This is a genomic window from Bradyrhizobium sp. CB1717 (genome assembly GCF_029714325.1).
Classification (GTDB): Bacteria; Pseudomonadota; Alphaproteobacteria; order Rhizobiales; family Xanthobacteraceae; genus Bradyrhizobium.
In genome coordinates this window covers 3,610,939-3,623,862 of record NZ_CP121666.1, presented here as the reverse complement: position 1 = coordinate 3,623,862, position 12,924 = coordinate 3,610,939, and the positions used below count along the sequence as shown (strand labels likewise).

Below are 12,924 nucleotides of genomic sequence, written 5' to 3'. Positions count from 1 at the left end.
CGGCGCTCGTTGTACGCCCCTCCCCGCAAGCGGGGAGAGGCAAAGATCAGTGGGCCGCTCCGGCGACACCGAGATGGCGCTCCAGGACCGACGGGTCGGCCTTCAGCGCGGCACTCGGGGCGTCGTGGACGATCGTTCCGCGCTCCAATATCACAACGCGATCGGCAAGCCCCAGAATCTTTTGGGCATTCTGCTCGACGATGATGGAGCAGATGCCTCCAGCCCGGGTGATGGTGCCGATCGCCTTCAGCAGCTCCTCGACGATGATGGGGGCAAGGCCCTCGGTCGGCTCGTCCAGCAGCAGGACCTTCGGGTTGAGGGTCAGCGCGCGGCCGATCGCCAGCATCTGCTGCTCACCACCAGAGAGTTGGTTGCCGAAATTGCTCCGCCGCTCCTTCAGCCGCGGGAACATCTCGTAGACCTTCTCGACCGTCCAGGGGCCCGGCTGGGCCACCGCGGTCATGTTCTCTTCCACCGTGAGCGAGCGGAAGATGTTGCGCTCCTGCGGCACCCAGCCGATGCCGGCGCGCGCCCGCTGGTCGGGCCGCAAGGTGGTGACGTCGGTGCCGGCCAGCACGACGGTGCCGGAGAAGCGGCGGGTGACGCCGACGATGGAGTTGATCAGCGTGGTCTTGCCGGTGCCGTTGCGCCCGAGCAGCGCCAACACCTGCCCTTCGGCAAGACTGAGCGTCATCTTCGGCAGCACCACCGCCTCGCCATAGCCGGCGCGAAGTGCATCGATCGCGAGCAGGTCAGACATTGACCGCCTCCTCGCCGAGATAGACCGCCTTCACCTGCGGATCGCGCGCGACCTGCTCGGGCGGGCCCTCCGTCAGCAGCGCGCCGGAAACCAGCACCGAGATGCGGTCGGCAAAGGAGAAGACGAGATCCATGTCATGCTCGATCAGCAGCACCGTAACGTCGCGCGGCAGCGCGCCGACGACGGCGAGAATGTCATGGCGCTCGCTCTCGGGCACGCCGGCGGCGGGCTCGTCGAGCAGCAGCACGCGCGGCTTGGCGGCGATCGCGACCGCGATCTCAAGCAGGCGCTGCTTGCCGTAAGGAAGCGTCACGGTCTCTTCGTTCATGACGTCGAGCAGATGGAAGCGTGTCAGCAGTTCGGCGATCTCGCCGTTGACGTCGCTGCGCGTCCCCATCCGCCGCCACCAGTCGCCGCCATGGCCGAGGCGTTCGGACACGGCAAGGCCGATGGTCTCGAGCGGGGTCAGGTCGGGATAGAGCTGGTTGATCTGGAAGGTGCGCGAAAGGCCGCGCAGCACGCGCTTGTGCACGGGCAGGTCGGTGATGTCCTGACCTTCAAGCAGGATGCGGCCCGAGTTCGGCTTGAGCACACCGGTGAGCTGGTTGATCACGGTGGTCTTTCCGGCGCCGTTGGGGCCGATCAGCGCGTGGCGGGCGCCCTGCTCGATCTTCAGGGACAGGTCGCGGGTGACGCGCAGGCCACCAAAAGTCTTTTCGAGATTTTGGGTTTCGAGCGCGATGGTCATGCGTCGCTCTCCGGCACGGCGACGACGGCCTTGCGTCCCGCAACCTGCTTGATGATCAGGTTCGGCACATACAGCACCCAGCGATGCAGGCGCTGGCGGCCGACCAGCACGATCACGACCAGCACGAGGCCGATCCAGAACTGCCAGTACTGCGGCGTGATGGTGGAGAACAATTCCTGGAGCATTCGGAACACCACCGCGCCGATCAGCCCGCCATAGAGATAACCGGTGCCGCCGATCACGAGCACCAGCATGAGGTCGGCGGAGCGCTCGAAGGCGAACACGTCGAGCGAGGCGATTGCGGTGGTCTGGGTGAACAGCGCCCCCGCAATGCCGGCATAGAATGCCGCGAGCGTGTAAATCGCGATCAGGCGGCGGTTGACGGGGATGCCGATCGCGGCGGCGCGCAACGGATTGTTCTTGATGGCGCGCAGCGACAGGCCGAACGGGGAATGCACGACGCGGCGGGCGAACAGGAACAGGACGAACAGCACGGCCAGCGAATAGAAGAAGCCGGCCTTGCCGAACATGTCGAACGGGATCTCGCCGAAGATCGGCTGCATCTCGATGCCCTGCAGGCCGTCGGTGCCGCCGGTGATGTTGGAGAAGCGCTCGGCGAGCGCCTCCAGCAGCAGCGCGATGCCGAGCGTGACCATCAACCGGGTCAGGTCGACGCCGCGGATCACCAGGAAGCTGGTGGCGAAGCCGAGCACCATCGCGGCGAGGCCCGCGACGATGAGCGCCAGCACGGGCTCGTTGATGATTCCGTGCAGGGCCAGCAGCCCCGCGGCATAGGCGCCGACGCCGAAGAACGCGGCATGGCCGAGCGAGACGATGCCGGCATAGCCGAGGATCAGATCGAGCGACATCGTGAACAGCGCAAGCCGCAGGATGTCGGTCATGATCAGATAGCGCGTGGGAAATGCGAAACCGCAGGCCAGCACGATGAGCCAGAAGGCGACTTCGCCGTAGTGCCAGCGCGCCTGGCGCTGGGCGTGAAAACCGACGTCGGAAGCAGCGGTCATCGGCGAACTCAACGCGCAGCCGTGCGACCGAACAGGCCGTTCGGGCGCCAGATCAGGATCACGATCATCATGGTGTAGATCACGAAGGGCCCCATCTTCGGCACGTAGTATTTGCCGGCGACGTCGCCGATGCCGAGCAGGAGCGAGGCCAGGAACGGGCCTGTGATCGAGGAAGAGCCGCCGACGGTGACCACGATCAGGAAGTAGATCATGAACTTCAGCGGGAAATAGGGATCGAGGCCGAGGATCTCGGCACTGAGCGCGCCGCCGAGGCCCGCGAGCCCGCAACCGAACGCAAAGGTGAAGGCGAACACCTGCGGCACGTTGATGCCGAGGCCGCTCGCGGCACGCGGGTCGTCGACCGCGGCGCGCAGGCGGCTGCCGAAACGGGTCTTGGCCAGCACCATCTGCAGACCAATGGTGAGCAGGCCGCAGATCACGATGATCATCAGGCGGTAGCGGCCGATGCCGACGCCGAACACGTCGAACTGGCCCTGCAGCGCGGCCGGCAGGTTGATGAACACGCGCGAGGAGCCCTGGATGTAGTCGACGGCTGCGACCGACATGAAGGTCAGGCCGATGGTGAACAGCACCTGGTCGAGATGGCTGCGGGTGTAGAGATGGCGATAGAGCGTGCGCTCCAGCGCGATGCCGATCGCCGCCGATGAGACGAAGGCGAGCGGCAGCGCGGCGAAGAACGGCCAGCCCATCCGGTTGACCAGCACCATGCAGACATAGCCGCCGGCCATGGCGAAGGCGCCATGCGCGAGGTTGACGAAGTTCATCAGGCCGAGCGTGACCGCAAGCCCGCAGGCGAGCACGAACAGCAGCATGCCGTAGGCAACGCCATCGAACAGGTTGGTGAGGATCGCGGTCATCTTAAAGCGGGTGAACCCTGGTAATCACTCGTCATTCCGGGGCAGCGCGAAAGCGCTGAACCCGGAATTTCGTTTCAACAATTTCGAGACCCCGATGCGCGCTAAGCGCGCTCGGGGATGACGCGCTTTCGCGCGTCACTTCTTGGTCTTGCCGAGATCCTTGACGGCCTCGAAGGTCGCGAACTCGACATTGTAGAGCTCGCCGTCGACCTTCTCGACCTTGCGGATGTAGATGTTCTGCACGATGTCGCGTGTCTCGGGGTCGATCGAGATCGGACCGCGCGGGCTCTCCCACTTCTGGCCCTTCATCGCCTCGATCAGCTTGTCGCCGTTGGTGTCGCCATTGGTCTTCTTCAGCGCCTCGTAGATCAGGTGGATGCCGTCATAGCCGCTCACCGCCATGAAGCCCGGACGGTTGCCGAAGGCCTTCTTGTAGGCCGCGACGAAGTCCTTGTTCATCTGCGAGGGGTGCGCCGCCGAGTAGAGATGCGCGGTGACCGTGCCGAGCACGGCGTCGCCCATGTTGTTGAGCAGGTCGTCATCGGTGACGTCGCCCGGCCCGATCACCTTGATGCCGGCCTTGTCGAGGCCGCGCTCGGCATATTGCTTCATGAAGTTGCCGCCCTGGCCCGCCGGCACGAACACGAAGATCGCGTCGGGCTTGGCATCCTTCATGCGCTGCAGGAACGGCGCGAAGTCGGGGTTTTGCAAGGGCGTCTTGACCTCTTCGACCACCTCGCCGCCGCCCGCGGTGAAGTTCTGCTTGAAGAAGTTGAGCGCGTCATTGCCCGGCGCGTAGTCCGAGGTCAGCGTCGCGACCTTCTTGATGCCGTTCTTCACCGCCCAGTCGCCGATGATGGTCGAGGACTGCGCCAGGGTGAAGCTGGTGCGCACGATGTAGGGCGAGCGCTCGGTGATGATGGAGGTACCGGCCGCCATCACGACTTCCGGAATCTTGGCTTGCGTCGCCAGCGGCGCAGCCGCGAGCGCGGCGGGCGTCACGCCGAATCCGGCGATGAAGTTGACCTTGTCGTTGACGATCAGCTCTTGCGCGGCGGTCTTGGTCTTGTCCGGAATCGCCGCATCGTCCTTGAGGATGATCTCGACCTTCTTGCCGGCGACGGTGTCGCCCTTCTGCTGCATGTAGAGCTTGATCGCGTTCTCGATCTGCTTGCCGGTCGAGGCCTGGCCGCCGGTCATCGGCAGGATGAGGCCGACCTTGACCGTGTCTTCCGCCTTGGCGGGCGCGACGGCCGCGAGGCCCGCGATGGCAGCGGCCGCTGCGGTGCGCGAAAAAATCTTGCGTTCGAACATCAGATGTCCCTCCCCTTCATTCCTGACCTCTTGTGAGCCGGACCGAGTGCCCGGTCCTTGCCGCGCTTTACTTACGGACAAGCCATGCCGTGCGGCCACATGGCGTCCTCTGCAACCCCGTTGTCAATCGGACGTTGGGCGACCATTCGGCGCAAGCCGCGTGATCTGCCTCAACGACGGCAGGGAGAGATTTGTACGATTGTACAAATATAATGGTCCTGTCAACGAAAAAGCCCCTCGTGGCGCTGGCCAATTGGGCGGTGGTTGTTGATGCGCCATTTTAAGAAGACCGCACGACGCCGTAGATGGAGGATTCCGCCTCTCATTTGCAGAATTTGGACATCTCACCTGCTTCGCGGTGAGGCCATTTGGGTGACGCTCATCGAGGGGAAATACGTGCTGTATACCGTATCAGCTAAAGTCACCCCTTCAAGGGCAAAATTTGCTTATTATAATACCGTCTTTGTATACATCACCGCCGACCCTCGAATAGGCCAATTTTACATGTTGAGGGCTATAGTTCGTCGCTGACGGCCCATCCGGCGTCCCCTCATCCCGCGCCCGATCGGGCACGACCTAGAAGATATCCATGCGTTCCCGTTCGCTTTCGATCACTGCTGCAGTCGCCCTGCTCGCTTCCAACCTTGCAGGCTGCGGCACGGTCAACGAGAAACTCTCGGCCGGCATGGGCGACTACGTCCCGCAATGGGCCGGCGGTCTTCCGGCGGATGCTCCGCCGCGACCAGGCACGCCGCAATACGACGCCTACATGAAGGAGCGCGAACGCAAGCGGCTGATGCCGGCGGCCGATCGCGAGAAGGAAGAGCAGGCGCAGAAGGGCGCGACGGCGACGACGTCGGCTGGCGCGGTGCGCTGAGAGACAATCGTCATTCCGGGATGGTCCGAAGGACCAGACCCGGAATCTCGAGATTCTCAGGTGCGCAATTGCGCACCATAGTTGGCCTCTTCGAGGCGCCCCGGAATGACTCCCACGATCAATCCACGAACACCACGGTCTTGCGGCCGTTGAGGATCACGCGGTCGTCGAGATGGTAGCGGATCGCGCGGGCAAGCACGCGGCGCTCGATGTCGCGGCCCTTGCGCACGAGATCTTCCGGCGTGTCGCGATGGCTGATGCGCTCGACGTCCTGGTCGATGATCGGGCCTTCGTCGAGGTCGCGCGTGACGTAATGCGCAGTGGCGCCGATCAGCTTCACCCCGCGCTCGTGCGCCTGGTGATAGGGCTTTGCGCCCTTGAATCCCGGCAGGAACGAGTGGTGGATGTTGATGCAGCGTCCCGAGAGCTTTGCCGAGAGATCGTCGGAGAGGATCTGCATGTAGCGGGCGAGCACCACGAGATCGGTCCCGGTCTTGCCGACGAGATCGATGATCTGCCCCTCCTGCTCCCGCTTGGTCTCCTTGGTGACGGGCAAATGGTGGAACGGGATGCCGCCGAAATCGAGCCCGGCATAGACCTCGCGCGGATGGTTGGAGACGATCGCGGTCGGAACCATCGGCAATTCGCCGGTGCGCCAGCGGTAGAGGATGTCGACCAGGCAATGGTCGGACTTCGACACCAGCAGCATCACCTTTCGATGCGCGGCGCGGTCGCGCATCTGCCACTCCATGCCGAAACGCTCGGCGATGGCGGCAAAGCCGGTCTGCAGTGCCGCGAGCTCGACGGCGAGATCGGCCGCGGTGAACACCACACGCATGAAGAAGTTCTTGGTTTCGACGTCGTCGAACTGCTGGGCGTCGAGAATGTTCTGTCCATTGTGGGCCAGGAAGGTCGATACCGCCGAGACGATGCCGGGACGATCCGGACAGGACAGGGTCAGGACATATTGATGATCGGGCATCTTGATGAACAGGCTTGGCTCTTGATGAAGGTTTGTGCAACGGCCGCGGAACACCCCGCGATTTGCGCCCTGCTCTAGCACCGACGCTGGCCTTGCGCCAATCCCGGGCGCAGAGTCAGGATGAACGTACCATTGCGATTTATACCGGAGCTCGCCCATGGCCGACCGCTTGAACGGCACCCGCATCCTGATCCTGGAAACACGCGAGGAGGCGCAGTTTTCCAAGCTTCTGGCCGAACAAGGCGCCGAGGTCGTGCAATGCCCGATGTTCACCATCGAGGATGCGCCGGACCCCGCCCCGATCGAGGCCTGGATTCGCCGCGCCATCGACAGGCCCTTTGAGGACCTCGTGCTGATGACCGGCGAAGGCCTGCGGCGGATCATGAAGCTCGCGCGCGCTCGCGGGCTCGACCAGGCCCTGGTCACCTCGCTCGCCAAATCGCGCAAATTCACCCGCGGGCCGAAGCCCGGCAAGGCGCTGCGTGAAATCTCGCTCGAGGCGCAGCAGACCACGGAGAAGCCGACCACCGAGGGCGTGATCGAGATGCTGGGCAAGCTCGACCTGAAGGGCCACCGCCTCGGCCTGCAGCTTTATCCGGACAAGGATCACAGCGCGTTGACCGGCGCGCTCGCCGCGCAAGGTGCCGAGGTCGACACCGTGCTGCCCTATGTCTACGATTCCAAGGCCGCAGATGCCAGCATCGTCGCCGCCATCGACGACATGGCGGAGGGACGCATCGACTCCATCGCACTGACCAATCTCGGCCAGGTCCGCCGCCTGATCGAAGCCGCCAGGGCGCATGGCAGCGAGGCGAAGCTGCGGGCCGGTCTCGAACGCACGCTGATCGCCTCGGTGGGCCCGGCCGTCTCCGGCGAGCTCGCCGCGCACGGCCTGCGCACCGACGTCTCGCCGGCGGATGAGGCCTATTTCATGCGGCCGCTGATCTCGGCGATGGCGAGTGCGCTGGCGGAACGGAAGCCGCAAGGCGCAGCGAGGTAAGAGCCGAGCGCGGGGGCGGCCTGCAGCGGCTGCGATTGACAGGTGTAGCGTCAGCGCTACGTTGCCGAACAGCAAGAAGAAACAACACAGCAAGAAGAAACAACAAAGGCAGGGAATCGCCGTGACACGCGTCATCGCCTCTTGAGCAGAGGCGCGCGACCTTCAGCGCTCGCACCGTTCCGCATTCGCAACTATCGCTTCCAGTGGCCATCCGACCTGCTCACCTCCTGGGCGTTCGAGATCGAGACCCTGGTGCTCGGCTGGTACATCCTGGTCGAGACCGGATCGGTGCTGCTGCTGACCCTTCTCGCCTCGCTGCAATATCTGGGAACACTGATTGCACCGGCGCTCGGGATGGTCGGCGACCGCATGGGTCATCGCGATCTCCTCGTCGTGCTGCGCCTGACCTATACGGCGCTGGCCTCGACCATCATGGTGCTGGCGCTGACCGGGCACCTGGCGCCGCTCAACGTCATGATCATCGTGACGATCATGGGCCTGATCCGCTCCTCCGATCTCGGCCTCCGCAGCGCGTTGCTCGCCGACATCATGCCGGCCGAGCAGCTGGTCGGCGCGATCAGCCTGTCACGCACGACCCAGGATAGCGCCCGCATTGCCGGAGCGCTGACGGGCGCCGGCCTCTTCGCCGTGCTTGGCATTGGATTGGTTTATGCGGCAGTCGCCAGCCTCTACCTGGTGGCCGCGATTCTCATGTCCTGCCTGACCCGGCCGAAAAGGACCGTTGCCACGACGGACCTGCCGGCGAACAGCCGCGCCGTTTCAAAACTGCTCGACGAGTTGAAGGAAGGGATTGTCTACGCCTGGAATGGCCCTGGAATGGGCGCTGCGCTGTGCGTTGCCTTCCTCGCCAATCTCACCGCATTTCCCTTCACCGGCGGATTGCTGCCCTACATCGCGCGCGAAATCTTTCACACCGACCAGACCGGCCTCGGCTATCTCTCGGCGAGTTTTGCCGTCGGTTCGCTGATCGGCTCCATCACGCTCAGCCTGGTCGGCGGATTGCGCATTGCCCGGCTGCTGATCGGCGCGACGCTGGCCTGGTACGCCATGTTGCTGGTGTTCGTCGAGATCAGGACGATACCCGTCGCCATGGCCTGCCTCGTTCTCGCCGGCATCGCCCAGAGCATGTCGATGATCTCGGCGGCCGTGATCCTGATGCGCACGGCGAGCGCGCATCTGCGCGGCCGCGTGATGGGCGTGCGCATGATGGTGATCTACGGCCTGCCGCTCGGACTGCTCGCGGCCGGCAGCCTGATCGACATCATCGGCTATTCCGCGACGGGGTCGCTCTACGCCGCCGTGGGCGTCATCGCGATGCTGGCGATCGCGATCCGCTGGCGCGCCGACCTCTGGCCGCTGCACGCACCCGCCAACGCGCGATGACGGCGCCTAGTCCCCATAACCACGCAGCCGCTCGACATTGAGGATGGTGACGCCGCCATATTCCAGCCGCAGCAGCCCCTCCTTCTCCAGCCGGTTCAGCGCCCGGTTGGCGTTCTGGCGGGACATGCCGGAGAGCGCGCCGATCTCCTCCTGGGTGATCTCCAGATGCGCCGTCGATTCCGGATAGAGGATCGGGTTGAAAAGCGAGGCGATGCTTCGCGCAAGCCGCGAGGTGGCATCGAGGGTGCGGTTGACCTCGAGCATGCCGATGAACTGGCCGAGCCGCTCGTTGAGCTGGCGCACCAGGAAGCGATTGAAGCCGACGCTGTTCTCGAACAGCCACATGAACGCGCTGCGCTCCATCAGCGCGACGCGGCTGTTGCGCAGCGCCACCACGTCGTAGCGTCGCGGCTCGTTCTTGAGGACGCTGCCCTCACCGAACCAGGCCCCCGCCGTCAGCCCGGCAAGGCTGGTCTCCTTTCCGTCGCGCGACACCCCGCCCATCCGGGCAAGGCCGAACACCATGCCGGCCCAATAGTCGAAATTGTCGCCGCGCATGAACACGGTCTCGCCGGTGCCGTAGGACCGCTCCGTGATTCCGGCGCGGGCGACCTCGATCTCCGCGTGCGTGAGCTCGCGCGACCAGGCGGCAACGCGCTTCAGATGATCCTCTGAAATCATGATCTCGAAGCCAGCCGCACCGTGTCGTCACTCCACCCTTATGCTGCATCGCAACATCATCGTTTCGGCTTCCATCCGACGAAAGATGAAGGCCGCCTCGGTCCGAAAAACTTTGTCGCAGAATTGTCAGGCCGGAGACATTTCAAAATAGCGCTTTCCCCTATTGAGAACCACCTCGGGTGATGCGGCTTTTGATCCCAAACGGGAACGAAAGTGGCGACCGTCCGGTCGAGACCAATAGCTGCATGGTCTGGCCGGCACGGCCGTATTAGGATCGCCCGACAGAACCGACGAAGAGCGCCGCAGAATGCGCCATCACCGGGAGGGATTTGTTTGGTGGCTACCAGTCTCGAAGTGCGCGGCGTGTCCCTGCGATTCGGCGGCGTTCGTGCGCTGACCGATGTCAGCTTCGCCATCAAGGAAGGCGAGCTGTTCTCGATCATCGGCCCCAACGGCGCCGGCAAGACCTCGATCGTGAACTGTATTTCCGGTCGCTACAAGCCGACCGAAGGCCAGCTGTTCTACGGCGATCGCGACATCACCGGCCTGACCCCGAACGCACGCGCCTCGCTCGGCATCGGCCGCACCTTCCAGAATCTCGCGCTGTTTCACCACATGAGCGTGCTCGACAACATCATGGTCGGCCGCCATCACCTCCTGAAGAACAACTTCCTCACGGGCTCGCTGTACTGGCTCACCGGCGCGCGCAAGGAAGAGCTCGAACACCGCCGCAAGGTCGAGGAGATCATCGACTTCCTCGACCTGCAGTCGGTGCGCAAGGCGACCGCCGGCACCCTCTCCTACGGCCTGCGCAAGCGCGTCGAGCTCGCCCGCGCCATGGCGCTGGAGCCGCGCCTCATCCTCCTCGACGAGCCGATGGCCGGCATGAACTTCGAGGAGAAGGAAGACATGGCCCGCTACATCGTCGATCTCAACGAGGAGTTCGGGATGACGGTGGTGATGATCGAGCACGACATGGGCGTGGTGATGGACATCTCCCACCGCGTCATGGTGCTGGATTTCGGCCGCAAGATCGCCGAAGGCGATCCAGGCGCGGTGCTCGCCGATCCCCACGTCAAGCGCGCCTATCTGGGTGAAGAAGACGAGGTGCTGGTCGATCCCGACGACGCTCCTCCGGCGCAGGAGAGCGCGGCATGATGGATTATGCAGGCCGCGTCGCGCAGGCCGACACCTACCCGAAGATGCTGCGCCTCAATGCGAAGGAGCATGGCAACGAGATCGCGCTGCGTGAGAAGGATCTCGGGCTGTGGCGCATTTTCACCTGGAACGACTACCAGAGGCGGGTGCACGATTTTGCGCTCGGCCTCATCGAGCTCGGCCTTGGTCGCGGCGACGTCATCGGCATCATCGGCGACAACCGGCCGGACTGGGTCGCCGCGGAAGTGGCGACGCATGCGATCGGCGGATTGAGCCTCGGGCTCTACCGCGACGTGCTCGACGAGGAAGCCGCCTATCTCCTCACCTATGGCGAAGCCCAGCTGGTCTTCGCCGAGGACGAGGAGCAGGTCGACAAGCTGCTCGCGCTCGCCGACCGCGTGCCGCGGCTCAAGCACATCATCTATTCCGACCCGCGCGGCATGCGGAAATATGACGACCCGCGGCTGATGTCCGCGGAAAAGTTCGCCGAGCTCGGTCGTGCGCGTGCTGCACGCGAGCCGGAGCTTTACGATCGCCTCGTCGACGCAACCAAGGGCGAGGACGTCGCGATCCTCTGCACCACATCGGGCACCACCTCGCATCCGAAACTCGCAATGCTCGCCGCCGGCCGTGTGCTCGGCCATTGCGCGACCTATCTCGCCTTCGATCCGAAGGGGCCGGACGACGAATATGTCTCGGTGCTGCCGCTGCCGTGGATCATGGAACAGGTCTATGTGCTCGGCAAAGGCCTGCTCTGCCGGATGAAGATCAACTTCGTCGAAGAGCCCGACACGATGATGAACGATCTGCGCGAGATCGCGCCGACCTTCGTGCTGTTCGCGCCGCGCGTCTGGGAATCCATCGCCGCCGACGTCCGCGCCAAGGTGATGGACGCGACGCCCTTCAAGCAGCGCCTGTTCGACATCGGCATGAAGTCGGGCCTCGCCGCGCTGGAGCAGGGCAAGCGCTCGGGCTTTGCCGACGCGATCCTGTTCCGCGCGTTGCGCGACCGCCTCGGCTTCACCCGCCTGCGCTCGGCCGCCACCGGCGGCGCGGCGCTGGGGCCCGATACCTTCAAGTTCTTCCAGGCCATGGGGGTGCCGCTGCGCACGCTCTACGGCCAGACCGAACTGCTCGGGGCCTACACGCTGCATCCCGAGGGCAAGGTCGATCCTGACACGACCGGCGTGCCGATGGCCGACAGCGTCGAGATCCGCATCGACAATGCCGACGTCCACGGCGTCGGCGAGATCGTGGTGCGGCACCCGAACATGTTCCTGGGCTATTACAAGAACCCCGAGGCGAGTGTCGCCGACATCAAGGACGGCTGGATGCTCTCGGGCGACGCCGGCTATTTCAATGCCAACCGGCAGCTCGTCGTCATCGACCGCATCAAGGACCTCGCCGAGACCTCGCGCGGCGAGCGCTTCTCGCCGCAATTCATCGAGAACAAGCTGAAGTTCTCGCCCTATATCGCCGAAGCCGTGGTACTGGGCGCCGGCCGTGACGCGCTCGCGGCGATGATCTGCATCCGCTACTCCATCATCTCGAAATGGGCGGAGAAGAACCGCCTCTCCTTCACCACCTACAGCGACCTCGCCTCGCGGCCCGAGGTCTATGCGCTGCTGCAGAAGGAGGTCGAGACCGTCAACGCCACGCTGCCGCCCGCCCAGCGCATCTCGCGGTTCCTGCTGCTCTACAAGGAGCTCGACGCCGACGACGGCGAGCTCACCCGCACGCGAAAAGTGCGGCGCGGCGTCATCAACGAGAAGTACGAAGGGATCATCGACGCCATCTACCGCGGCGATGCCGACATCCCCGTCGACACCGTGATCCGCTTCCAGGACGGCACCACGCAGCGCGTACGAACGACTCTGCGCGTGGTGGATCTCGGCGGGCACGGGCACATGGCGGAGGCTGCGGAGTGAGCTTGCTTCCAGCCCAGCGCGCGCTGCCAGTCGATGCGCCCTCTCCCCTTGTGGGAGAGGGCATCTCCGCTCTTCATCACACCCTCACTCGGGTGAGGGGTGCTCTCTCCACACCGACACTGCCGAGAGAACCCCTCACCCGTCTTCGCTTCGCGAAGCCACCCTCTCC

Annotated in this window: 12 protein-coding genes; 5 read left to right on the top strand and 7 right to left on the bottom strand. The window is 64.5% G+C overall.

Annotated features, from left to right (window positions below):
- Positions 1-46 precede the first annotated feature (46 nt).
- The 5 genes from QA649_RS17055 to QA649_RS17035 all read right to left on the bottom strand — a co-directional run bounded on the left by QA649_RS17055 (position 47) and on the right by QA649_RS17035 (position 4,725).
- Positions 47-760 (bottom strand): ABC transporter ATP-binding protein, encoded by a 714-nt coding sequence (locus QA649_RS17055; RefSeq protein WP_283025213.1) that lies wholly within the window; start codon positions 758-760, stop codon positions 47-49.
- Complete coding sequence (locus QA649_RS17050) at positions 753-1,508, bottom strand: ABC transporter ATP-binding protein (protein ID WP_283025212.1); 756 nt, start codon at positions 1,506-1,508, stop codon at positions 753-755. Before QA649_RS17050 ends, QA649_RS17055 begins: the two co-directional genes overlap by 8 nt.
- Positions 1,505-2,533: a branched-chain amino acid ABC transporter permease gene (locus tag QA649_RS17045; RefSeq protein ID WP_283025211.1), complete on the bottom strand. Its 1,029-nt coding sequence runs from the start codon at positions 2,531-2,533 to the stop codon at positions 1,505-1,507. The genes QA649_RS17050 and QA649_RS17045 overlap by 4 nt, the downstream gene beginning before the upstream one ends.
- 8 nt (positions 2,534-2,541) lie before the next feature.
- Positions 2,542-3,411: a branched-chain amino acid ABC transporter permease gene (locus QA649_RS17040; protein WP_018643262.1), complete on the bottom strand. Its 870-nt coding sequence runs from the start codon at positions 3,409-3,411 to the stop codon at positions 2,542-2,544.
- Between the two features lie 135 nt (positions 3,412-3,546).
- Positions 3,547-4,725, bottom strand: a complete 1,179-nt coding sequence (locus QA649_RS17035) for an ABC transporter substrate-binding protein (RefSeq protein WP_283025210.1) — start codon at positions 4,723-4,725, stop codon at positions 3,547-3,549.
- 589 nt (positions 4,726-5,314) lie between these two features.
- Here QA649_RS17035 and QA649_RS17030 point away from each other — a divergent pair.
- Positions 5,315-5,602, top strand: coding sequence for a hypothetical protein (locus QA649_RS17030; protein WP_283025209.1), 288 nt, complete (start codon positions 5,315-5,317; stop codon positions 5,600-5,602).
- Positions 5,603-5,720: 118 nt separating this feature from the next.
- On the opposite strand, the gene purU is transcribed toward QA649_RS17030, so the two are convergent.
- Complete coding sequence (gene purU / locus QA649_RS17025; protein WP_283025208.1) at positions 5,721-6,584, bottom strand: formyltetrahydrofolate deformylase; 864 nt, start codon at positions 6,582-6,584, stop codon at positions 5,721-5,723.
- 157 nt (positions 6,585-6,741) lie between these two features.
- Between purU and QA649_RS17020 the strand changes: the two genes are divergently transcribed.
- On the top strand, positions 6,742-7,584 hold the full coding sequence (locus QA649_RS17020) for a uroporphyrinogen-III synthase (RefSeq protein WP_283025207.1): 843 nt from the start codon (positions 6,742-6,744) through the stop codon (positions 7,582-7,584).
- A 141-nt stretch (positions 7,585-7,725) separates the two neighbouring features.
- A complete protein-coding gene (locus QA649_RS17015) occupies positions 7,726-8,988 on the top strand; it encodes an MFS transporter (RefSeq protein ID WP_283025206.1) in 1,263 nt (420 codons plus the stop codon).
- A 6-nt stretch (positions 8,989-8,994) separates the two neighbouring features.
- On the opposite strand, the gene QA649_RS17010 is transcribed toward QA649_RS17015, so the two are convergent.
- Positions 8,995-9,669 (bottom strand): Crp/Fnr family transcriptional regulator, encoded by a 675-nt coding sequence (locus QA649_RS17010; RefSeq protein ID WP_260389479.1) that lies wholly within the window; start codon positions 9,667-9,669, stop codon positions 8,995-8,997.
- 336 nt (positions 9,670-10,005) lie between these two features.
- Here QA649_RS17010 and QA649_RS17005 point away from each other — a divergent pair, with 336 nt between their 5' ends.
- Complete coding sequence (locus QA649_RS17005; protein WP_283025205.1) at positions 10,006-10,827, top strand: ABC transporter ATP-binding protein; 822 nt, start codon at positions 10,006-10,008, stop codon at positions 10,825-10,827.
- Complete coding sequence (locus QA649_RS17000; protein ID WP_283025204.1) at positions 10,824-12,755, top strand: long-chain fatty acid--CoA ligase; 1,932 nt, start codon at positions 10,824-10,826, stop codon at positions 12,753-12,755. The genes QA649_RS17005 and QA649_RS17000 overlap by 4 nt, the downstream gene beginning before the upstream one ends.
- The last annotated feature ends 169 nt before the right edge of the window (positions 12,756-12,924 follow it).

Bases quoted from the DNA above. Each gene is read 5' to 3' on its own strand.
- QA649_RS17035 (WP_283025210.1), bottom strand. From the start codon at position 4,725: ATGTTCGAACGCAAGATTTTTTCGCGCACCGCAGCGGCCGCTGCCATC.
- QA649_RS17050 (WP_283025212.1), bottom strand. From the start codon at position 1,508: ATGACCATCGCGCTCGAAACCCAAAATCTCGAAAAGACTTTTGGTGGC.
- QA649_RS17040 (WP_018643262.1), bottom strand. From the start codon at position 3,411: ATGACCGCGATCCTCACCAACCTGTTCGATGGCGTTGCCTACGGCATG.
- purU (WP_283025208.1), bottom strand. From the start codon at position 6,584: ATGCCCGATCATCAATATGTCCTGACCCTGTCCTGTCCGGATCGTCCC.
- QA649_RS17055 (WP_283025213.1), bottom strand. From the start codon at position 760: ATGTCTGACCTGCTCGCGATCGATGCACTTCGCGCCGGCTATGGCGAG.
- QA649_RS17020 (WP_283025207.1), top strand. From the start codon at position 6,742: ATGGCCGACCGCTTGAACGGCACCCGCATCCTGATCCTGGAAACACGC.
- QA649_RS17030 (WP_283025209.1), top strand. From the start codon at position 5,315: ATGCGTTCCCGTTCGCTTTCGATCACTGCTGCAGTCGCCCTGCTCGCT.
- QA649_RS17010 (WP_260389479.1), bottom strand. From the start codon at position 9,669: ATGATTTCAGAGGATCATCTGAAGCGCGTTGCCGCCTGGTCGCGCGAG.
- QA649_RS17000 (WP_283025204.1), top strand. From the start codon at position 10,824: ATGATGGATTATGCAGGCCGCGTCGCGCAGGCCGACACCTACCCGAAG.
- QA649_RS17045 (WP_283025211.1), bottom strand. From the start codon at position 2,533: ATGACCGCTGCTTCCGACGTCGGTTTTCACGCCCAGCGCCAGGCGCGC.